At 69.4% G+C, this 21,011-nt stretch carries 23 protein-coding genes and 2 pseudogenes; 11 read left to right on the plus strand and 14 right to left on the minus strand.

What is annotated here, in order from left to right:
- The first annotated feature begins 2 nt into the window (after positions 1-2).
- The 3 genes from Q2K21_RS28735 (at position 3) to Q2K21_RS28745 (ending at position 1,932) form a co-directional block, all read left to right on the plus strand.
- Complete coding sequence (locus Q2K21_RS28735; RefSeq protein ID WP_310776562.1) at positions 3-209, plus strand: hypothetical protein; 207 nt, start codon at positions 3-5, stop codon at positions 207-209.
- A gap of 93 nt (positions 210-302) precedes the next feature.
- Entirely contained in the window at positions 303-761 is a 459-nt protein-coding gene (locus Q2K21_RS28740; RefSeq protein ID WP_310776564.1) for a VOC family protein, read from the plus strand.
- Between the two features lie 235 nt (positions 762-996).
- Positions 997-1,932, plus strand: a complete 936-nt coding sequence (locus tag Q2K21_RS28745) for an FG-GAP repeat domain-containing protein (protein ID WP_310776566.1) — start codon at positions 997-999, stop codon at positions 1,930-1,932.
- Positions 1,933-2,126: 194 nt separating this feature from the next.
- Here the strand turns inward: Q2K21_RS28745 and Q2K21_RS28750 are convergent, their stop codons facing one another.
- Complete coding sequence (locus tag Q2K21_RS28750; RefSeq protein WP_310776568.1) at positions 2,127-3,509, minus strand: glycine--tRNA ligase; 1,383 nt, start codon at positions 3,507-3,509, stop codon at positions 2,127-2,129.
- Positions 3,510-3,707: 198 nt separating this feature from the next.
- On the opposite strand from Q2K21_RS28750, the gene Q2K21_RS28755 reads away from it, so the two are divergent.
- The 4 genes from Q2K21_RS28755 to Q2K21_RS28770 all read left to right on the plus strand — a co-directional run bounded on the left by Q2K21_RS28755 (position 3,708) and on the right by Q2K21_RS28770 (position 6,927).
- Positions 3,708-4,667 (plus strand): metal ABC transporter substrate-binding protein, encoded by a 960-nt coding sequence (locus tag Q2K21_RS28755; protein WP_310776570.1) that lies wholly within the window; start codon positions 3,708-3,710, stop codon positions 4,665-4,667.
- A 44-nt stretch (positions 4,668-4,711) separates the two neighbouring features.
- Positions 4,712-5,479 (plus strand): metal ABC transporter ATP-binding protein, encoded by a 768-nt coding sequence (locus Q2K21_RS28760; protein ID WP_310781305.1) that lies wholly within the window; start codon positions 4,712-4,714, stop codon positions 5,477-5,479.
- Positions 5,479-6,381: a metal ABC transporter permease gene (locus Q2K21_RS28765; protein WP_310776572.1), complete on the plus strand. Its 903-nt coding sequence runs from the start codon at positions 5,479-5,481 to the stop codon at positions 6,379-6,381. The genes Q2K21_RS28760 and Q2K21_RS28765 overlap by 1 nt, the downstream gene beginning before the upstream one ends.
- Before the next feature lie 126 nt (positions 6,382-6,507).
- Positions 6,508-6,927 (plus strand): Fur family transcriptional regulator, encoded by a 420-nt coding sequence (locus Q2K21_RS28770; RefSeq protein WP_310776575.1) that lies wholly within the window; start codon positions 6,508-6,510, stop codon positions 6,925-6,927.
- A gap of 198 nt (positions 6,928-7,125) precedes the next feature.
- On the opposite strand, the gene Q2K21_RS28775 is transcribed toward Q2K21_RS28770, so the two are convergent.
- From Q2K21_RS28775 to Q2K21_RS28795, 5 genes are all read right to left on the minus strand, one after another.
- Positions 7,126-7,806, minus strand: a complete 681-nt coding sequence (locus tag Q2K21_RS28775; protein ID WP_310776577.1) for a hypothetical protein — start codon at positions 7,804-7,806, stop codon at positions 7,126-7,128.
- Positions 7,807-8,110: 304 nt separating this feature from the next.
- Positions 8,111-8,644, minus strand: coding sequence for a YcxB family protein (locus Q2K21_RS28780; RefSeq protein ID WP_310776579.1), 534 nt, complete (start codon positions 8,642-8,644; stop codon positions 8,111-8,113).
- 24 nt (positions 8,645-8,668) lie between these two features.
- On the minus strand, positions 8,669-9,508 hold the full coding sequence (locus Q2K21_RS28785; RefSeq protein WP_310776581.1) for an isoprenyl transferase: 840 nt from the start codon (positions 9,506-9,508) through the stop codon (positions 8,669-8,671).
- A gap of 47 nt (positions 9,509-9,555) precedes the next feature.
- On the minus strand, positions 9,556-10,305 hold the full coding sequence (recO, locus tag Q2K21_RS28790; protein ID WP_310776583.1) for a DNA repair protein RecO: 750 nt from the start codon (positions 10,303-10,305) through the stop codon (positions 9,556-9,558).
- Between the two features lie 78 nt (positions 10,306-10,383).
- Positions 10,384-10,599 (minus strand): hypothetical protein, encoded by a 216-nt coding sequence (locus Q2K21_RS28795; RefSeq protein ID WP_310776585.1) that lies wholly within the window; start codon positions 10,597-10,599, stop codon positions 10,384-10,386.
- Between the two features lie 364 nt (positions 10,600-10,963).
- On the opposite strand from Q2K21_RS28795, the gene Q2K21_RS28805 reads away from it, so the two are divergent.
- Positions 10,964-11,797: a helix-turn-helix domain-containing protein gene (locus Q2K21_RS28805; RefSeq protein ID WP_310776589.1), complete on the plus strand. Its 834-nt coding sequence runs from the start codon at positions 10,964-10,966 to the stop codon at positions 11,795-11,797.
- Positions 11,779-12,054, plus strand: a complete 276-nt coding sequence (locus Q2K21_RS28810) for a DUF397 domain-containing protein (RefSeq protein WP_310776591.1) — start codon at positions 11,779-11,781, stop codon at positions 12,052-12,054. Before Q2K21_RS28805 ends, Q2K21_RS28810 begins: the two co-directional genes overlap by 19 nt.
- Here the strand turns inward: Q2K21_RS28810 and Q2K21_RS28815 are convergent.
- From Q2K21_RS28815 to Q2K21_RS28835, 5 genes are all read right to left on the minus strand, one after another.
- Positions 12,002-13,498, minus strand: coding sequence for an MFS transporter (locus Q2K21_RS28815; RefSeq protein WP_310776593.1), 1,497 nt, complete (start codon positions 13,496-13,498; stop codon positions 12,002-12,004). The genes Q2K21_RS28810 and Q2K21_RS28815 overlap by 53 nt on opposite strands.
- On the minus strand, positions 13,498-14,133 hold the full coding sequence (locus tag Q2K21_RS28820; protein ID WP_310776595.1) for an NUDIX hydrolase: 636 nt from the start codon (positions 14,131-14,133) through the stop codon (positions 13,498-13,500). The genes Q2K21_RS28815 and Q2K21_RS28820 overlap by 1 nt, the downstream gene beginning before the upstream one ends.
- An 18-nt stretch (positions 14,134-14,151) precedes the next feature.
- On the minus strand, positions 14,152-14,688 hold the full coding sequence (gene folE / locus Q2K21_RS28825) for a GTP cyclohydrolase I (protein ID WP_310776598.1): 537 nt from the start codon (positions 14,686-14,688) through the stop codon (positions 14,152-14,154).
- Between the two features lie 343 nt (positions 14,689-15,031).
- The gene (locus tag Q2K21_RS28830) at positions 15,032-15,355 is read right to left on the minus strand and encodes a helix-turn-helix domain-containing protein (protein WP_310776600.1); all 324 of its coding nucleotides are present in this window, start codon (positions 15,353-15,355) and stop codon (positions 15,032-15,034) included.
- Entirely contained in the window at positions 15,352-15,681 is a 330-nt protein-coding gene (locus Q2K21_RS28835; RefSeq protein ID WP_386276145.1) for a type II toxin-antitoxin system RelE/ParE family toxin, read from the minus strand. The genes Q2K21_RS28830 and Q2K21_RS28835 overlap by 4 nt, the downstream gene beginning before the upstream one ends.
- On the opposite strand from Q2K21_RS28835, the pseudogene bla reads away from it, so the two are divergent.
- Positions 15,630-16,256, plus strand: a pseudogene (bla, locus tag Q2K21_RS28840) (class A beta-lactamase); the annotation flags it as partial. The gene Q2K21_RS28835 and the pseudogene bla sit on opposite strands and share 52 nt — an antisense overlap.
- Here the strand turns inward: bla and Q2K21_RS28845 are convergent.
- The 3 genes and pseudogenes from Q2K21_RS28845 to Q2K21_RS28855 all read right to left on the minus strand — a co-directional run.
- Positions 16,253-16,438, minus strand: a pseudogene (locus Q2K21_RS28845) (hypothetical protein); the annotation flags it as partial. The pseudogenes bla and Q2K21_RS28845 overlap by 4 nt on opposite strands.
- 278 nt (positions 16,439-16,716) lie before the next feature.
- The gene (locus tag Q2K21_RS28850; RefSeq protein ID WP_310776602.1) at positions 16,717-17,379 is read right to left on the minus strand and encodes a response regulator transcription factor; all 663 of its coding nucleotides are present in this window, start codon (positions 17,377-17,379) and stop codon (positions 16,717-16,719) included.
- Positions 17,354-18,526: a sensor histidine kinase gene (locus Q2K21_RS28855; RefSeq protein ID WP_310776604.1), complete on the minus strand. Its 1,173-nt coding sequence runs from the start codon at positions 18,524-18,526 to the stop codon at positions 17,354-17,356. Before Q2K21_RS28855 ends, Q2K21_RS28850 begins: the two co-directional genes overlap by 26 nt.
- A gap of 175 nt (positions 18,527-18,701) precedes the next feature.
- Between Q2K21_RS28855 and Q2K21_RS28860 the strand changes: the two genes are divergently transcribed.
- Positions 18,702-20,981 (plus strand): MMPL family transporter, encoded by a 2,280-nt coding sequence (locus Q2K21_RS28860; RefSeq protein WP_310776606.1) that lies wholly within the window; start codon positions 18,702-18,704, stop codon positions 20,979-20,981.
- The last annotated feature ends 30 nt before the right edge of the window (positions 20,982-21,011 follow it).

Genomic DNA, 21,011 nt, shown 5'->3' on the forward strand with positions numbered 1-21,011 from the left:
TCATGCTGCAGATCAACACGAGCAAGGTCAGCCGCTGGGACCAGCACGGGCGCGAGCACGTCGTGCGGGTACAGCGGGCCGGAATGCAGCGCACGATCAGCTGCGACACGTGCGGCTGGCGCAAGAACGCGCAGTTCCTGCCGTGGCTGAAGGCGGAGGAGCACCTCACGGAGGCGCACCAGGCGACGGTGAACCCGACGGACGGCTGACCAGGCGGCCGGATCGGCGGGTTCAAGCAGCCGACGATACACGGGTTTCAAGCAGCCGATGCACGGGTTCAAGCAGCCGATATAACTGGTCACATGGCAGCAGCACTGGACTGGAAGCTGGTCGTCGACACGCGTGACGCCCCCGCCCTCGCGGACTTCTGGGCGGCGGCACTGGAGTACGAGGTGGAGGACAACAGCGCGCTGATCAACCGTCTGCTGGAGGCGGGCCAACTGCCGGCGGCGGCCGTCGCCGAGCACAACGGCACCCGGGTCTTCCGGGGCTTCGCCGCGATCCGGCACCCCGACGACCCCTACGACAAGGAGACGGGCATCGGCCGGGGCCGTCGCATCCTCTTCCAGGACGTCCCCGAGCCGAAGAGCACGAAGAACCGGCTGCACATCGACGTCCACGCCGGCCCGGACAGCCGCGACGCCACGGTCGCACGGCTGGAGGCTCTGGGTGCGACGCGCGTCGAAGAGGTGGACAAGGGCCCGGCCGGTCACTGGTGGGTCATGCGCGACCCCGAGGGCAACGAGTTCTGCGCGGCCTAGGAGGTCGCGGCCATCACCGGCCATCCCCCTGGCAGGCCGTGAGACACCTGACAGTCGAAAAGGTTGTGCGCCCCTCCATTGCGCCTTCATCCCACTTCCGTACCGCTTCATACACCGAACGTAAATGTAATTGACACGCAAAGAACACCTACGGGGATGATGAGGCATCAGTGGATCTTGAGGGCCGGGCACCACCGGCCCTCGATCCGTTCACCATGACAATCTGGAGACTCACGTGGCCAAAAGCTCCGGCTCGAACGTGCGTCAGACGCTGGCGCGCGTCACGGCTGCGGCACTCACCGCCGCCCTCGCGGCAACCGGGACGAGCGCCTTCGCCGCCGACGGCACCGGGCCCGCCTACACCCCCCTGACCGCTCAGGGCAAGGTGTCCAAGGCCGAGAAGTTCACCGCCTCCGCCGGCACGGCCGCCGCCGAGGACGCTCAGGTCAACCCGCTGTACGGGGTGGACAACAACGGCGACATGTGGGGCTACGGCCTCACCGGCACGGGTGGCCTGACGGCCCGTGAGAAGGCCGGCTACGGGTGGAACTACGCCCGCTTCATCACGCAGGCCGACAACGACAACGACGGCGCCGCCGACGGCATCTGGCACGTCACCGACGGCAACCTGTACAGCTGGCTGGACTCGGCCGCCGATGACGTCAAGGTCGGCAGCGGCTGGAACATCTACAACCGTCTGTTCTCGGCCGGCAGCCTCGGTGGCGCCGCCGCGGACGACCTTCTCGCGCGTGACGCCGACGGCGTGCTGTGGCTGTACCTCGGCTACGGCAACGGCAAGGTGACCAGCCGCTACAAGGTCGGCAGCGGCTGGAACGCCTACACGCAGCTCGCCGGCAAGGGCGACCTGACCGGCGACGGCAAGGACGACATCGTCGCCAAGGACACCTCGGGCGTGCTGTGGCTCTACAAGGGCACCGGCAACTACAAGGCCCCGTTCCAGTCCCGCACCCGGATCGGCGGCGGCTGGAACATCTACAACAACCTCGTCTCCGTCGGTGACATCGACGTCGACGGGATCACGGACCTCATCGCCCGTGACAAGGACGGCGCGCTGTGGCTGTACAAGGGCACCGGCAACGCCGCCGCCCCGTTCCAGCCCCGCGTGAAGATAGGCAGCAGCGGCTGGAACACCTACCGCCTGATGTTCTGACACCCGGGCGTCTCCGACACCCGGAGCACACCGGAACGGGCCGCTCCCCTTCAGTAGGGGGGCGGCCCGCTCCCGTTCGGTCTCGTGATCGCCAGCCTGGGTCACGGAGGTTGATCAGCGGCCCACACCAACACCACGGCCCTTGACACGGGTCCGAAGCGGCTCCCGTGTCAAGGGCCCATGGGCAGGCGTTCCTAGGCGCCGATCAGGCGCGCGGCCAGGTAGCCCTCGATCTGGTCGAGGGACACCCGCTCCTGCTTCATCGAGTCGCGCTCACGCACCGTCACCGCGTTGTCGTCCAGCGTGTCGAAGTCGACCGTCACGCAGTACGGCGTGCCGATCTCGTCCTGGCGGCGGTAGCGGCGGCCGATGGCGCCCGCGTCGTCGAACTCGATGTTCCAGTGCTGGCGCAGGGCCTGGGCCAGACCCTTGGCCTTCGGCGACAGCTCGGGGTTGCGCGACAGCGGCAGCACCGCGACCTTCACCGGCGCCAGGCGGTGGTCCAGGCGCAGCACCGTGCGCTTCTCCATCTTGCCCTTGGCGTTCGGCGCCTCGTCCTCGACGTAGGAGTCGAGCAGGAAGGCCAGCATGGTGCGGCCCACGCCCGCCGCGGGCTCGATGACGTAGGGAGTCCAGCGCTCGCCGGCCTCCTGGTCGAAGTACGACAGGTCCTGGCCGGAGGCCTTGGAGTGCGCACCCAGGTCGTAGTCCGTGCGGTTGGCGACGCCCTCCAGCTCACCCCACTCGTTGCCGCCGAACTGGAAGCGGTACTCGATGTCGGCGGTGCGCTTGGAGTAGTGGGAGAGCTTCTCCTTCGGGTGCTCGTACCAGCGCATGTTCTCCTCACGGAGACCCAGGCCGGTGTACCAGTTCCAGCGCTGTTCCATCCAGTACTCGTGCCACTTCTCGTCCTCGCCCGGCTTGACGAAGAACTCCATCTCCATCTGCTCGAACTCGCGGGTGCGGAAGATGAAGTTGCCCGGCGTGATCTCGTTGCGGAACGACTTGCCCATCTGGGCGATGCCGAACGGCGGCTTGCGGCGCGAGGTCTGCTGGACCTGGGCGAAGTTGGTGAAGATGCCCTGCGCGGTCTCGGGGCGCAGGTAAGCGATCGAGCCGCTGTCCTGCGTCGGGCCGAGGTGCGTGGAGAGCAGACCCGAGAACTGCTTGGGCTCGGTGAACTGGCCCTTGTTGCCACAGTTCGGGCAGTTGATGTCCGCGAGGCCGTTCTCGGGCATGCGGCCGTGCTTGGCCTCGTACGCCTCTTCCAGGTGGTCGGCGCGGTAACGCTTGTGGCAGGAGGTGCACTCGGTGAGCGGGTCGGTGAAAGTGGCGACGTGACCGGAGGCCATCCAGACCTCGGTCGCCAGGATCACCGACGAGTCGATACCGACGACGTCCTCGCGCGACGTCACCATGTAGCGCCACCACTGACGCTTGATGTTCTCCTTGAGCTCGACACCCAGCGGTCCGTAGTCCCAGGCGGCACGCTGACCGCCGTAGATCTCGCTGCAGGGGAATACGAAGCCACGGCGCTTGCTCAGGCTGACGATGGTGTCGATCTTGTCGGCGGCCACGGTGCTCTCTTCATTACGACGACGGGCGACGAAGCGACTGCTTCAGAGCATTGCTTCAGAGCGAATGCTTCAGGTTACCGGCGGGGCCTCCCCTTCAATCAAATCGGTATGGCACCCGGCTCGCACGCCCGGATCCACCGAGTCCCTGCGAGGAGGGCTTGTTGACAACGGTTTCCATGTTTGTTGAAAATGACTGTCATGAACGTACGACGACGCCTCATACCCGGGGCCGCCCTGGCGGGGATCACCTCCCTGACCCTCGCGGCGACCTCCGCCTGCTCCTCCGCCGGCGCCACGGCCGGCAACACCGCCAAATTCGACGTCGTCGCGTCCTTCTACCCGATGGCCTTCCTCGCCGAGCAGATCGGCGGGAAGTACGTCCATGTCACCAGTCTTACCGAGCCCGGCCAGGAGCCGCACGACCTGGAGATCAGCGCCCGCCAGACCGCGCAGCTCCAGGAGTCCGACGCGGTGCTCTATCTCAAGAACCTCCAGCCCTCCGTCGACGACGCGGTGGCCCAGTCCGAGATCAAGACGAAGATCGACGCCGCCTCCCTGACCGCCCTGGAGGAGCACGGCAACGAGGTCGGCGGGCACGCGGCCGAGCACGACGACCACGAGGGGGAAGAGGAGTCCGGCAAGGACCCCCACATCTGGCTCGACCCGGTCAAGTACGCCGAGGTCGCCCAGGGCGTCGGCAAGGCCTTCGAGAAGGCGGACCCCGACCACGCCGACGCGTACAGGAAGAACACCGCGGCGCTGGTCGCGAAGCTCGACGCCCTCAACACACAGTTCGCGGAAGGCCTCAAGAACACCAAGAGCAAGGTCTTCATCACCACACACGCAGCCTTCGGCTACCTCGCCGAGCGCTACGGCCTCACCGAGGAGGCCATCAACGGCCTGGACCCCGAGTCCGAGCCCAGCGCCGCCCGGGTCAAGGATCTGGAGAAGATGGCGCGGGCCGACGGGGTCTCCACGGTCTTCTACGAGACGCTCGTCAGCGACAAGACCGCGAAGACCGTCGCCAAGGACGCGAACCTGAAGACGGACGTCCTGGACCCGATCGAGGGCATCACCGCCAAGTCGCGGGGCGACGACTACTTCCAGGTCATGGAGTCCAACCTCAAGGCCCTGCGGACCGCGCTGGGGACCAAGTGATCGTTACGGAGGACGCCATGGACACCACGGACGCCATGGACACCATGGGCGAGCCCGTCATATCCCTGCGCGGTGTACGCGCCGACCTGGGCTCGCGCCCCGTCCTGCGCGGCATCGACCTCACCGTGCACCGTGGTGAGGTCGTCGCGCTGCTCGGCGCGAACGGCTCGGGCAAGTCGACCGCCGTGCGCAGCGTCATCGGCCAGGTGCCCGTCACCGCCGGCGAGATCGAGCTGTTCGGCACCCCGCGCCGCCGCTTCCGCGACTGGCGGCGCGTCGGATACGTGCCCCAGCGCACGACGGCCGCGGGCGGCGTGCCCGCCACGGTGACCGAGGTCGTCTCCTCCGGCCGGATCTCCCGCGCCCGCTTCGGCGTCCTGCGCAAGGCCGACCACGAGGCCGTACGACGGGCCCTGGACCTCGTCGGCATGGCGGACCGGGCGAAGGACTCCGTCGACGCGCTCTCCGGCGGCCAGCACCAGCGTGTGCTGATCGCCCGCGCGCTCGCCTCCGAGCCCGAACTGCTGATCATGGACGAGCCGATGGCGGGCGTCGACCTGGCGAGCCAGGAGGTGCTCGCACAGACCCTCAAGGGCCAGGTGGCGTCGGGTGCGACCGTGCTGCTGGTGCTGCACGAACTGGGCCCCCTGGAGCCGCTGATCGACCGGGCGGTCGTCCTGCGCGACGGCTGCGTCCTGCACGACGGCCCGCCCCCGAAGGCCGTGGGCCAGCACGCCCTGCCCGGCCACGACCATGTACACCCGCACGCGCCGGCGGGCACCGATCCGATCCGTACGGGACTGCTGAGCTGATGGAAATCCTCGACTACGCCTTCATGCAGCGGGCCCTGCTCGCCGCCCTCCTGGTCGGCATCACGGCGCCCGCCGTCGGCATCTACCTCGTACAGCGCCGCCAGGCCCTGCTGGGCGACGGTATCGGCCATATCGCGATGACGGGCGTCGGCCTGGGCTTTCTGCTGTCCACATCGCCGGTGTGGATGGCGGTGGCGGTCTCCGTCCTCGGCACGGTGCTGATGGAACTGATCCGTTGGTACGGGAAGACGCGCGGCGACATCGCGCTGGCCATGCTCTTCTACGGCGGCATGGCCGCGGGCGTGATGTTCACCAACCTCGCGCCGGGCGGCTCCACCGCGAACCTGTTGTCGTACCTGTTCGGCTCTCTGTCGACGGTGAGCGAATCGGACCTGACCGCCATCTGCCTGCTCGCGGGCTTCGTGCTGCTCGTCACCCTCGGACTGCGCCGCCAGCTCTTCGCGGTCAGCCAGGATGAGGAGTTCGCCCGGGTGACGGGCCTGCCGGTGCGCGCGCTGAACCTGCTGACGGCGGTCACGGCGGCGGTGACCGTGACGGTCGCGATGCGTGTGGTCGGTCTGCTGCTGGTCTCCGCGCTGATGGTGGTCCCGGTGGCGGCGGCACAGCAGCTGGGCCGCAGCTTCGCCGCGACCTTCGCGATCGCGGTCGCCGTCGGCGTGACCACGGCCATCGGCGGCACGGTCACGTCGTACTACCAGGACGTGCCGCCCGGCGCGACGATCGTGCTGCTGACGATCGCGGCGTTCATCGCGCTGACCGCATTGGCCTCTCCGCTGGCCCGGCGGCGCGCCCGTGCGGCCGCCGCCGCGCAGTCCTCCGGGGACCCGCTGGAGTGCGCCGTTCCGGCCACTCGGAGCGCGGCCGACGAGATCGGAGTCTGACCGCGTACAGGCCGGGCTGGCAGAATGGCCCGGCAAGGCGCAGACGTGAGCCGTGAGAGAGCCGGAGGGGTCTCGACACCGGCTCAGAGCGCCCTGTAGGCGAACGAGCCCTCAAAGGAGACAACGGTGACGACCGCCGGCCCGCCCGTACGGGGACGATCCACCCGCCAGCGTGCCGCCGTGGCGGCGGCGCTCAACGAGGTCGACGAGTTCCGTAGCGCGCAGGAACTCCACGACATGCTCAAGCACAAGGGCGACTCGGTGGGCCTGACGACGGTCTACCGCACGCTTCAGTCCCTCGCCGACGCGGGCGAGGTCGACGTCCTGCGCACCTCCGACGGCGAGTCCGTGTACCGCCGCTGCTCGACGGGCGAACACCACCACCACCTGGTCTGCCGCGTCTGCGGCAAGGCGGTCGAGGTCGAGGGCCCGGCGGTGGAGAAGTGGGCGGAGGCGATCGCCGCCGAGCACGGCTACGTCAACGTGGCGCACACGGTGGAGATCTTCGGCACGTGCGCGGACTGCGCGTCCGCCTCCGGCGGCTAGAACCAGCCCGTCTGGGGGTCCCCCCTGCTCGAAGAGCTTGGGGGAGTTTGAGGACGAGGCCGCCAAGCGCTCCGCGGATGTGCCGCACAGGGCCGTCGGATGGCTGCGAGCCCGTCGTGGCTCGTCGCGCGGTTCCCCGCGCCCCTTCAGGGCGCGGCCGAACCGCAGCGGACTTCGCCAAGCCCGCCCGCTGAGCAATCACCAACCGGGCAGCGGGTCGCCGAGGGGCAGCCCGCTGTTACGCAGCCACTGGTCCATGACAGCGCGGTTCGCGCTGCGGGTGCCGATGGAGAGGTAGACGTTGAAGGCGCCGAGGCGTGGTTCGGCGTAGGTCGTCCATTCTGCGTTGAGGCACAGCTGTACGCCGCAGAGTTTGGCGTCGGGGAATCCTCGCAGCGAGGATTCCCACTGGACGTCCAGCACCAGAGGGCCGAGCACTGCCACCATCGCGTCCACCTCGGCCTCCGTGGAGTCGTCCTCATCCTCCATGTCCTCGTGGCCGAAGGGTGGGACCAATCCGAGCGATAGCCGCACATCGTGGGGGAACGGCCACAGTCTGCACAGTTCAGGCCGCATGTCGACCTCCAGCAACAGCCGGTGGCCGTCCTCGACGACGCGGTATCCGATGCCCTGCTTGTCCAGGTCTGCCTTCAGGACCGCCCTCACTGACGGGTCGTCGCCGCCCACGATGAGATGCGCCCGGGGAAGGGCGGTGACGACGTGGTCAAGCTGCTCGGCGGTGGTCACCATCACCTGCTTCACCCAGGGGTCGCTGTGCTCTGGGTGACCATGGCTGTGCAGCAGCGCACGGGCCCGGGCCAGGGCCGTTTCGGCATCCGGCAGCGGCTCCAGCAACCGAAAGAGCTCGGAATTACTCATCAGCGGACCTCCACGGTCCCGCCCGGAGTACCGGGCGGGCAGACCGGGGTGACGGTGTTCCGCCACCCCGGGTTCAGAAGACAGGGCAGAAGCCTTGCGCCGGTCAGATGCCTTGGCGTTGCATCGCGGCGAGCTTGGCGGCATAGGGCGACCACCGGCGCCATGTTCTCCCGCAGCCCCGGGAACGACTCCATTTCGATCGTCCCCCCGAAGGCGAAGAGCACGACGAGCGCCGCGAAGGCGAAGACGGCGGCCGCCGCACAGCCCCGGGCGACACGGGTGGCACGGGTGGCCCGGTTGGCGCTCACACGCGGGTGAGATGCCGGTCGAGTATCGCGCGGAGGCGGTCGACGTCGGCGGGGTGCTGGGCGCCGCGCTTGGGCAGGATCGTCATGCCGGTCGCGTTCTTGTCGCCGCTCATCAGGACGAACAGCTCCGGGGTCTCCCGGTAGCGGGGCTGCATGGTCCAGTTGACGTTGACCGTGCTGTTGTCCGTGACCACGGTCAGGCCCGTGTCCGCGACCGAGGCGCGGAAGGTGCCCTGCCGCTGCGCGAACCGGAACAGCTGGCGCCCCTGGGTCATGGGCTGGAGCAGCAGCAGGACGACGACCAGCGCGGCCCAGCCGGCGAACCTCCAGTCCAGATGGCCACCGGTGAGCGCGAGCAGTGCCTCCATGCAGAGCGCGATCGCGAGGAAGATGAACGCCACCTTCCGCAGTTTGCCCGCCCTGCTGACCCCGCTACGCGCGCGCAGTCCCCTCACGTAGTCCTTCGCGACGGGCTGGTACACCAGCTCGACCACGTCCTGCACGGCATCCCGCCCCATGTCCATGACCATGAGGCGGGATCGTAGCGCCGTTGATCAGCTGCCCTCGGTGCTGCCCTCCATGGCCAACAGCTCCTCGTTCGGGATCGCCCCGCCGAAGCGACGGTCGCGGGAAGCGAACTCCAGGCACGCGCGCCACAGGTCACGTCGGTCGAAGTCCGGCCACAGCACGTCCTGGAAGACCATCTCGGCGTACGCGCTCTGCCAGATCAGGTAGTTGGAGGTGCGCTGCTCACCGCTCGGCCGCAGGAACAGGTCCACGTCCGGCATGTCCGGGTAGTAGAGATACTTCGCGAGGGTCTTCTCGTTGACCTTCGACGGGTCGAGCCGGCCTGCCTTCACGTCCTCCGCCAGCGCCTGCGCCGCGTCCGCGATCTCGGCACGGCCGCCGTAGTTCATGCAGAAGTACAGCGTGAGCAGGTCGTTGTCCTTGGTCTGCTCCTGGGCGACCTGGAGCTCCTTGGCCACCGACTTCCACAGCTTGGGCATCCGGCCCACCCAGCGCACCCGGACACCGAGTTCGTCGAGCGTGTCACGGGTCTTGCGGATGAAGTCGCGGTTGAAGTTCATCAGGAAGCGCACCTCGTCCGGCGAACGCTTCCAGTTCTCCGTCGAGAAGGCGTACAGCGAGATGTTCCCGACGCCCATCTCGATCGCGCCCTGGAGAACGTCCAGGACGCGCTCGGCGCCGACCTTGTGCCCCTCGGTGCGCGGCAGCCCGCGCTCCTTGGCCCACCGGCCGTTCCCGTCCATGACGATCGCCACATGGTTCGGGACCAGCTCGCCCGGGAACTTCGGCGGACGGGCCCCGGACGGGTGCGGCTCCGGCGTCCTGTACTCGCGGCGCTGACGCCCCAGGAACCCGCGTACGGCCATGTGCTTCTCGCTCCTCGATCTGCTGTCGCTCTGCTGTCTGTGTCTGCCTACTGTTCCACGTACCGGAGCGAGCGCAGTCCGCGCTCCAGGTGCCAGTGCAGATACGCCGACACCAGCCCGCTGCCCTCCCGGACGTACCGCGGCTCGCACGCGTCCGCGGTCTCCCAGTCTCCCGTCAGCAGCGCGCCGAGCAGTTCCAGGGCCCCCGGTGAGGGTACGACGCTGCCGGGCACCCGGCAGTCGCCGCAGACGACCCCGCCGGACGCCACCGAGAAGAACCGGTTCGGCCCGGGCATGCCGCACCTGGCGCAGTCGCCGAAGCTGGGCGCGTAGCCGTTGACGGCGAGGGAGCGCAGCAGGAACGCGTCGAGGACGAGGTTCGGCGCGTGCTCACCCCGGGCAAGCGTCCGCAGCCCACCGACGAGCAGCAGATACTGCTGGACGGCCGGCTCGCCCTCGTGATCGGTGAACCGCTCGGCGGTCTCCAGCATGGCGGTCCCGGCGGTGTACCGCGCGTAGTCCGTCACGATCCCACTGCCGTACGGAGCGATGGTCTCACTCTGCGTACACAGCGGCAGCCCGCGCCCGACCAGTTCGCTCCCGCCGCGTGCGAAGAACTGCACGTCCACGTGGGAGAAGGGTTCCAGCCGGGCCCCGAACTTCGACTTCGTCCGCCGCACGCCGCGGGCCACGGCGCGTACGCGTCCGTGACCGCGCGTGAGCAGCGTGATGATCCGGTCCGCCTCACCCAGCTTCTGGGTGCGCAGCACGATGCCGTCGTCGCGGAACAGACTCATGGGGCCCATTCTCGCCTACGGCGGGCGCGCTCCGGGCCGGGCGGGCACCTTTCGCCCCCACCCCCTCCCATTCCCCCTTCAAGGCACCTCCCCGCGGCTGCGGGCGTTGGCATACGCGGTGGCGGCGCGCAGACGCTCCGCCTGGGTCGCGACGCGCACGGCGTCCGGCTCGACGTCCCACTCCTTGCCCCCGCCGTACGGTCTCAGCTGTACGTACGGTCCCTCGTGCCCCATCACCACGCCCACCTTCCCGGTACGGATGTCGACGGCGTACGACCCGATCGGCGGCTTCATCCCACCTCCGGGTCCCGCTGCGTGCGCAGGGCCGCCGTGAGCCGGGCGGCGACATCGACGGAACAGCCGCCCAATTCCACGAGCGGACAGGGTGCCTCCCGCGCGAGACTTGCCGGGTCGAGCCGGAGCGACGGCAACTTAATTCCTGCGTTTGCGAGTGCCGCCCGCAATTCCTTCACTGCTTCCTCCGCCTCTTCGACGCAGCGCGCCGAGTCTCGTCCCCCGAGTGGTACATGTACTGCAGTCACCCTGTTCCCCTCACATTTGGAGTTTCACGCTTCGCGCCTCCATGGTGACGCTCTGCGTCTACACTCGACAGGAGTCTGTGCTCTACAAGTACGAGGCAGCAGAGGGGCGTTGAGCTGTGGCCAAGGGTGCACGACAGGCGGCGTGGGAGTTCTTCGGGGCGGAGCTGAAACGGCGCCGGGAGAACGCGGGATTCACTCAAGTGGAGCTGGGGACAAGGGTTTTCGTCTCCGGCGGCTACATCGGCCAATTCGAACAGGCCATTCGTAAACCACAGTTGGATGTTGCGCAGCGGATTGACGATGTCCTGCAAACCGAGGGTTTTTTCGAGCGCACGTGGCGAAAGCTGATTGATGACACGCGGTATGCGGATTACTTCGCGGAGGTGGTCGAGCTTGAGCGGACGGCCACGAAGATCTGTGAGTTCGCGCCTACGTTGGTGCCGGGGTTGTTGCAGACGGCCGCGTACGCGCGTGCGGTGACCGTGGCCAACAACCCGTTCGCCACCGACGAGTACGTGGAGGAGACGGTGGCCGCGCGGCTGGAACGGGCGCGCATCCTGGCGGACGCTACAAGGCCCGAGTATTGGGTCGTGCTGCACGAGAACGTACTGCGCATTCCGGTGGGCGGGGCGGCGGCGATGGCTGATCAGCTGGACCACATCGTGGGGATGGTGCGGCAGCGGAAGGCGCTGGTGCAGGTGCTTCCGTACGCGCAGGGCGCCCATACCGCCATGATCGGGATGCTGAAGCTCATGGAGTTCGAGGACGCACCGCCAACTGGCTATACAGAGACCTCGTTTTCGGGCACGCTCCTCGACGATCCGGCGGTGGTGAAGCGTGCACAGCGCGCATACGATCTGCTCAGGGCCGCCGCGCTGTCGCCAACGGCGTCCCTCCCTCTGATCGAAGCGGCGGCGGAGGACTTCAGACGATGCGCGAGTACGACCTGAGCAACGCCCGCTGGCGCAAGAGCAGCTATAGCAACGGCGAAGGCGGCGACTGCATCGAGGTCGCGTACGACTTCCTCGGTGCTGCCCGCTGGCGCAAGAGCAGCTACAGCGACGACAACGGCGGCAGCTGCGTCGAGGTCGCCGACGGAGTCCCCGGTGTCGTCCCCGTCCGTGACAGCAAGGTCCCCGACGGCCCTGTCCTCCTCATCGGCTCGGCCGCCTGGACGGAGTTCGTTCGTACCGTGGTATCGAGCTAGCGGCCGTCCTGGAGCCGCGACGTGCCGTCTCGCGGTGCAGGAGGGCCAGATGCGCCGCGGTGAGCGTCAGCAGGACGCCGATGTTGAGCAGCGCCGCCACGTGCATTCCGTCCGTGAACGCCGTTTGGGCGAGGGAACCGCCGTCCATCTTCGCGCGATACACCGCACCGGCGACGGATCCGGCGACGGCCACACCCAGCGCCTCGCCGAGGTTCGCCCCGGTCTCCCCGATGCCCGAGGCGTTGCCGGCGCGTTCGGGCGGGGCGCTGCTGATGATCACGTCGTTGGTGAGGGCGAGCGCGGCCTGGACGCCGAAGGACAGGACGGCGAATGCGGTGACGGCGAGGAGCGGCCCGGACGTCGTACCGGCCTGAGTGAGCAGCACCAGCCCCGGCACGGACAGCAGGAAGCCGCCCGCCATCACCCCGAGCGGGCGCGTCCGGTTCGCCAGGAGAGGGGCCAGGAGCGCGCCCACGACGCCCGCCGCCACCGCGGGCAGCGTCCACAGGCCGGTCGCCAGCGGAGACAGTCCCAGCACCACCTGGAAGTACTGGAGTAGTAGGAACTGCGTCCCGGTCACCGCGAAGAGCCCGAGGGTCAGCCCGCCCAGTGACACCCCGAACGCCGGGCGGAAGAAGAGCCGGAGGTCCAGCATGGGATCGGTGAGCTTCAGCTGCCTGCGTACGAAGACGGTACCGAGGCAGAGCCCGGCCGCGATGCTCAGCAACGGCAGTGTACGGACGCCCTGCTGGGCGATCTCTTTGAAGCCGTAGACCACCGGCAGCACCGTCACGATGGACAGGGTGACGCTGACCGGGTCCAGTCGGCCGGCCTTCGGATCGCGGTACTCGGGCAGCAGCAGCGGACCGGCGATCAGCAGGACGACGCCCACCGGCACACCGAGCAGGAACACCGAGCCGTACCAGAAGTGCTCCAGGAACAGCCCGCCGATCAGCGGGCCGATCATTCCGCCGATGCTGAAGTTGGTCATCCACACCGCGACCGCCAGCCGCCGCTGGCCGGGGTCACGGAACATGTTGCTGATCAGGGACAGGGTCGACGGCATCAAGGTCGCCCCGGCGACACCGAGCAGCGCGCGCGAGGCGATGAGCGTCCTCACGTCGGACGAGCAGGCGGCGAGCAACGAGGCCGCGGCGAATGCGGCAGCACCCGTCAGAAGGAGTCGGCGGCGGCCGATCCTGTCACCGAGAGTGCCCATCGTGGCAAGGAAACCGGCGACCATGAAACCGTAGATGTCGACGATCCACAGCAGTTCGGTCGTGCTCGGGTGCAGTCGCTCGCTGAGCGACGGCGCGGCCATGTGCAGCACCGTCATGTCGAGACCGATGAGCATGGTCGGGAGCGCGAGGACGGCGAGCCCGACCCATTCCCGCCGCCCGGCCCGTATCGCGGCCCGTATCGGAACGCCGGTACCCGTCGGCATCAGCCGGCCGCGCGGGAAGAGACCAGCGCGCCCTGAGACGCGTCGAGCAGGCGGCGTACCGCGTAGGTGACCGGAACGGGATGGTTCAACGCTTCGTCGGGCGTGAGCCAGACGGCCGAGGTGCCCTCCGGGCCGAGTTCGACCGCGAGGTCGGCGTCCACCGCGTCGGCCGTCCGGTACACGTGCCACACATGGGCGTCGGCGCCACGGCGGCAACCGTCACCGGGTACGGGGATCCGGGCCAGGTGTTCCAGCCGAGTGCCGGCGATGCCGGTCTCCTCGCGGAGCTCGCGCACCGCCGCCTCGTCGGGTTGTTCGCGGCGCTCGACGTGCCCGGCGGGAATCGTCAGGCCGAAGGGGAAGGCCGTACGGTCGAAGAACAGGATGCGGCCACGGAGGTCCCGCACGAACACGCCCGCCGTCTCGTGCCAGTACTCGCCCTCGGGGTCCGTCCACCACCGGATCGCGGGATCCAGCACCAGTGCCCGGTCGGCGACGTGACCGCAGTCGAGGCACGCGCTGTGCCGCCGGCCGCCCACGGTGCGCCACTCCACCGATTCGCCGTGGCACCGCAGACAGTAGTGGTGCTCGGAGCCGTCACGCAGCGCGTGCGGCGGAACGAAGCCCAGTTCCATGTCTCGTTCCCGGAACGATCAGTCGTCCAGGCCGAACCGGGTGAACAGTTCCTTGTCGCCGGTGACGTAGGAGGTGTCGGTGATCGCCGTCTGGTCGGACGGGCCCCGGCTGCACATGCACATGTGCCGGCCGGTGGAGAGCACCCGCGCCGCCCGCGCCCCACCCGAGGACATGATCTCCTCGGCGATGTCCTTCACGAGGTGCTCCTGGATCTGGAACCTGCGGCTGAACGCCTGCACCAGACGGGGGAACTTGCCCAGGCCGAGGATCCGGTCGCCGGGCACGTACGAGATCGCCACCTTCCCGTAGAAGGGCAGAAAGTGGTGCGCGCAGATGGAGTAGTAGTTGATGTCGTGCACGCGGACCACGCCGGCGTGCTCTCCCTGGACCTCGATCGTGGTCTTGAGGATCGTCGAGGTGTCGATCTCATAGCCGCTCAGCAGTTGGCGGTAGGCGCGGACGATACGGGGTTCGCATTCCGGCTCCCGGTACCAGTCGAGCGCGCGCTTGTCGGTCGTGACGTTCTGTTCGAGCCACTCGGCGATGCTGCTCATGAAACCCTCCTGATGGGCGCCGGTCGCGCCCTTCCTGCTGCTGTTCCGGGCCGGCCCGCGGCCGGTCGCATTGCGGTGGAATCGGTCGTCCTCGCCGACCGGCCGGTGCGGCCCTCCGGGCCGGTGCCGGTCCCACGGGTGCCGCGCCACCCGCCGGCCTCTCCGAGGTCCGCCTCAGGAGCCGTAGCGCGTGCCCACCCGCTTTGAACAGCAGCTTTGCACTGACGGAGCCATGCTGCCCGCCCCTCACTCCGCCAGCAACTTGTCCGAGATGTCCGAGTGACCCGTCGCCCTCTCGGCGTGCGGGGCAGCTACAGCAACGGTGAGGGCAGCAGTCGCCGGGTCACACGACCTTCCGCAACTCCCCGTCCGCGAACACCGCGACCATCACCAGGCTTCCTCCCAGGGCCTCGATGTACCGCGCCATCACGTCCGTACCTGACACCTGACCGCTCTCGATCTGCGAGACCCGGCCCTTGCTCACACCCATGCGCTCGGCCACCTGCGCCTGGGTGAACCCCCGTTCCTGGCGCATCTCGACCAGCCGCCAGGCCCGTGCCTCGGCGAGCAGGTGCTGGGCCCCCTCAAGAAACGCGCCCGGGCCGCCGGACAACTCCTCCGCTCGCTCGCGGTGTCCACTGGCCGACCACTTGGTGTATCCGCTCACTTCCCGGACTCCTTCCGATCAGCCAGGTATTCCGCGTACCGAAGCTCGGCCAGCGGGATCGCCTCGTCGTACCAAGCGTTCCAGTTCCCCGCCTTGTCTCCAGCCACCAGGAGGATCGCGGAGCGCCACGGGTCGAACATGAACAGCACGCGCACCTCACTTCGGCCCGTCGAGCCAGGACGCAGTTCCTTGAGATGGTGCAGAGCCGACCCCTTGACCCGATCGACCAGAGGGCGCCCTTCGGCAGGCCCGTGGCAAGCAAGAATCCAGATCGCGGGACCTGGACCGCGACGGCGAGGTGCTCGCCCGCCGCGTCCACTACGCAGCCGACGAGCTGGTGGACGGCTCCGACAAGACCCGGGAACACCTGGCCGAGGGCATGACGATCGCCGAACTCGCCGACGTGGCCATCCGCTACAGCGACAACACCGCGGGCAACCTGCTGCTGCGGGAGCTGGGCGGCCCCACCGCGATCACCCGCTTCGCCCGCTCCCTCGGCGATCCGGTGACCCGACTCGACCGCTGGGAAACGGAGCTCAACTCCGCCGAGCCATGGCGGGTCACGGACACGACGAGCCCCCGCGCGATCGGCCGCACGTACGCCCGTCTCGTCCTCGGCCGCGCGCTGAACCGCCCGGATCGCGAACTGCTGACGCACTGGCTGCTCAACAACACGACCAGCGACGCCCGCTTCCGAGCCGGACTGCCCAGGACATGGACGATCGCCGACAAGACCGGAGGCGGCTCGTACGGCACGAACAACAACGGGGGCGTCGCCTGGACGGAGACCGGCACACCGATCGTGCTGGCCGTGCAGACGACGAAGCCCGACCAGGGCGCCGCCCGGGATGACGCCCTGGTGGCCGAGGCGGCGGAGCTGCTGGCGAAGACGCTCGGTTAGCGAACGCTCTCGGCAGAGCCGCCGAGCAGTGACGGGGAAGACCTGGGCACCGATACCAGCCCCGCCTCGTACGCCGTGATCACCAGGTGGACCCAGTCCCTGGCGTCCAGCTTGGTCAGGAGGCGGGTCAGGTACGTCCTCGCCGTCGCCACGCTGATGCACAGCTCGGCGGTTATCTCCGTGAACACCGCGACCATCACCAGGCCTCCTCCTAGGGCGCGTATCGAGTCGTGATCATCGGGTGGTCCTGGTGAGGTCTTTGATCCAGATCATCGGGGCGTGCAGGTGGCGACTGGCGGGGTAGCTGTCGGGAGTCTTGTCGTATCGGGTGTCTCACCGTCCCAGTTCCGGCCTCTGGTACGTCTCGCTCTGGGGCGGGTGGGGCACGTGGTGGCGACCTGAGCCGACCGGTGCACTGATGTCCGGGTGGGGACTCATGGGACATGGCCCGGCACCCGGCTCAGGTTCCGGGGAGGATACGGCGCGTTTCGTAGGCCCACATCGCGATCTCGACCCGGTTGCGGGCGCCGAGTTTGGCCATCAGGCTGGCCAGGTGCGTCTTCACCGTGCTGAGGCTGATATGCAGCGCATCGGCGATCTCGGTGTTGGTCAGCCCGCGAGCGACGGCGAGGAGCACCTGCTCCTCGCGGGCGGTGACGGGGGAGACCGGCTGGGCCGCGGGCCGGCCGGCGGGCAGGTCCGCGAATGCCTGGAGCAGACGGACGGTGACGCTGGGCGCGATGAGCGCCTCACCGTCGGACGCCGACCGTACGGCCTGGGCCAGAAGGTCTGGTCCCGTGTCCTTGAGGAGGAATCCGCGGGCGCCGGCACGCAGTGAGCCGTAGACGTACTCGTCGAGGTCGAACGTGGTGATGACGACCACGACCAGCGGGTCGGCGACGCCCGGGCCGGCGATCAGCCGGGTGGCCTCGAGTCCGTCGATCACGGGCATGCGGATGTCGAACAGGCAGACGTCGGGGCGCAGTTCGCGGGCCAGGCGTACCGCTTCGTGTCCGTCGGCGGCCTCGCCGACCACCTCGATGCCGGGCTGGGCGTTCAGCATGATCCGCAGCCCGGTGCGGATGATCGTCTGGTCGTCAGCGACGAGGACGCGAATGGCCACCGCTCTCGCTCCTCGCTCTCGGCAGTTCGGCTTCGACGTGCCAGCCCTGGTCGGCGCCCGGGCCGGCTCGTAGTGTGCCGCCGAGCAGGGTCGCGCGTTCGCGCAGTCCGGTAAGTCCGTATCCGTCGCGACCACGGCCGGTGCGTTGGCCGTCGTCGCGCACGCTCACCCGTACCGTGTGCCGTTCCGCGGTGACCCGGACCACGAGCTCGGTCGCGCTGACCGCATGGCGCATCGCGTTGGTCACCGACTCCTGCACGATGCGGTAGACGGCCGCGTCCACGGCCGGGGGCAGCGAGTCCAGTTCGCCGTCGAGCCCCAGGTCGACCCTGAGGCGACCACCCGGGGTGCGCACCAGGCGCTCCAGATCCGCGACTCCGGCAGGGGGCGCCAGCTCGGCGCCGACCCCGCGGTCGCGCAGCGCGGCGACCATGGCGCGCATTTCCTCCAGCGTGCGCGCCCCTTCCTCCTCGACCCCCTCCAGCGCCTCGACGGCGGCGGACGGGTCGGTGCCCGCGAGCACCCGGCCCGCCTGGGCGATGATCACCATGGCCGACACGTGGTGGGCCACCGTGTCGTGCAGTTCCCGGGCGAGCTGCTCGCGCTCGCGGGAGCGTGTCTGCTCCAACTGCCGCTCGCGAGCGGTCCCCCGGAACCGCACGGCGGCCCCGATCACGCCGGGCAGCCACAGGAAGACAAAGCCCCCGACCTGTTCGCCGGCCGGGGTGTCGTCCGCGACGGCCGACAGCGCGAAGGCCGTGAGGATCACCGCGCTGCCCAGCACGATCTCCCGTCCCGATCCCCACCGGGGCAGCGCATACACCAGCACGAGCACGACCACGCTGGTGTCCAGGCCGACGGGCTCGCGCGGTGCGGCGACGAGCGAGGCCACTGCAAGCAGGATCACCGAGCCGAACGCCAGCGTGACCATCGCCAGTGGGCGGGTCCGGCGCCACAGCGGCAGCAGGCACAGCCATACGCCGAACACCACCGCCACCGGCCGCCACACGAGGTTCTCGCGCAGGGTGGCCTCCAGCACCACACCGCCCAGGCCCGCGGCGAGCAGCGCCCAGTCCCGCCACACCCGGGCGGGCGCGTCGGGCGGCCGGGGTTCGGTCCACAGGGTTCGCAGGTCGTCTCGCAGCACGGCTCTCAGCCTAGGGACCGCGCCGCGGTGCGCATCGGCCGAAAGGACGGGGCGTCACTCCGCCCTGGGGCCGACCAATCCGCGGCCCGCGAGCCGATGCCGCAGAGCGCCGTGGCGACGAACCTCGGCACCGGCGGCCGTACATGGACGGCCGACGAGGTGGTTGGAGGACCCGATGCTCTCGAAAGCCCTGTTGCGCCTGGGCGCAAGCGCCGCCCGCCATCCCTGGCGGGTGATCGCGGCATGGCTGATCGCCGCCACGCTCGCCGTCCTCGCCGCGATCGCCTTCGGCGGGCGGACCGCGGACTCGATGACCGCTCCGGGACTGGACTCCCAACGGGCCGCGGAGCTGATCGAGCGGGCCGGCACCGGCCAGGAGGGGATGACCGCGCAGGTGGTCGTCACCCCCCTCGACGGCGGTGCGACGTTCTTCGACCACAGCAGCGCGCGCACCGCTCTCACGCGGCTGCAGACCGAGGTGCAGCGGCTGCCGCACGTGCTCGGCACGAGCGACCCGGCGGGGGCACTCGACGCGGGCGGGGACACCGCCGTGCGCGGCGGCCTTGTCTCGGCCGACGGGCGGATCGCGGTCGTGCGGGTGCAGTACCCCGACCAGAGCCGGCTGTCGACCGAGGACCTCGACGCCCTCGTCGATCTCGGCGACCGGCTGCGCGCCGAGCTGCCCCTGCGCATCGAGATGGGCGGGAACCTCTTCTACGTCTTCTCCGACCCCGACGGCGGCGCAAGCGAGCTGATCGGCCTCCTCGCCGCGGCCGCGATCCTGTTCCTGGCGTTCGGTTCGCTCGTCGCCGCCGCGCTGCCGATCGGCATGGCGGTCTTCGGGCTGACCGTCGGGGTTGCCACGATGACGGTACTGGCGGGGGTGACGGACGTCCCGACCTTCGCACCGGTCCTGGGCAGCATGGTCGGGCTCGGAGTGGGCATCGACTACGCGCTGTTCGTGCTCGCCCGGCACCGGGAGTACCTCGCGCGCGGGCTCGATCCCCACGAGGCAGCCGGACGAGCGGTGGCCACGGCGGGGAGGCCCGTGGTCTTCGCCGGCGGCACCGTCGTCGTATCGATCCTCGGCATGGCGGTCGCGAACGTGCCGTTCATGACGGTGGGCGGGCTTGCCGTCTCGATCGTCGTTCTGACCATGGTGCTCGCGTCGGTGACGCTGCTGCCGGCCTTCCTCGGCACGGCCGGCCCGCGTCTAAGCCGGGCCGGTCGGATCGGCCGGGCTCTTCGGGCCAGGCAGTTGGGCCGACTCGCACGGCGGCGGGACACGGCGGCGGGCGCTGTCCCCGCCGCCGGGTGGCGGCACTGGATCGGGCACGTCAGCCGGCACCCGGTGCCGTACGCGGTCGGCGCGGCGGGGCTGCTGCTGACCGCGACGCTGCCCGTGCTCGGCCTGCGCGTCGGCCTGCCCGACGACGGCTCACTGCCCCACAGCCGTACCGAGCGCCGCGCCTACGACCTCGTCGCCGAGGGGTTCGGCCCGGGCACCAACGGTCCCCTCGTCATCGCCGCGGACCCCACCGGTGATCCGGGAGTGCTGGACCGTCTCATCGCAACGGTCGCGGCGGATCCGGGCATCGCATCCGTCGCGCCGACGCACATCGACCGGGCCACCGGCATCGCGACCCTCGTGGTGTTCCCGACCACCAGCCCTCAGGAGAAGGCCACGGCCGACACCATCGCCCGGCTGCGCACCGAGGTGCTGCCCACGGCGATCGGGCACGGCCCGGCCAGGGCCCACGTCGGCGGCGCCGCCGCGAGCCTGTCCGATGTGGGCCAACGCACCAGCCAACGCCTGCCGGTGTTCGTCGCCGCCGTGCTAGCGCTGTCGTTCCTGCTGCTGATGCTGGTCTTCCGCTCGATACTCGTACCGCTCAAGGCGGTACTGCTGAACCTGCTGAGCATCGGCGCGGCCTACGGCATCATGGTCGCGGTCTTCCAGTGGGGCTGGGGAGGCGCACTCATCGGGCTCGAAGCGACGGTTCCGATCGTGTCGTTCATCCCGATGTTCCTCTTCGCCATCCTGTTCGGCCTGTCGATGGACTACGAGGTGTTCCTCCTCTCCCGCGTACGCGAGGAGTACCTGCGCACCGGCGACAACGGCACGGCGATCGTTGAGGGTGTCTCGGGCACCGCCCGGGTCATCACCTCGGCCGCCCTCATCATGGTGGCGGTCTTCCTGTCCTTCGCCGTCGCCGAGGACCCCTCCACCAAGATGTTCGGGCTCGGCCTGGCCACCGCGATCTTCATCGACGCCACGGTCGTACGCATGGTGCTGGTACCGGCGACCATGACACTCCTCGGCCGGGCCAACTGGTGGCTGCCGAGGTGGCTGGACCGGATGCTTCCCCGAGGCCCGGTCGGCATCGACGCCGCCGACGACACCGACGCGGAATCCACGGGCGAGGCCCCTCGTCCACGGCTGGTTGACCGTTGACTCAACTCCCTGCCCGCCCCTGGCGTCCGG

The organism is Streptomyces sp. CGMCC 4.7035 (assembly GCF_031583065.1).
GTDB classification, from domain to species: Bacteria; Actinomycetota; Actinomycetes; order Streptomycetales; family Streptomycetaceae; genus Streptomyces; species Streptomyces yaanensis.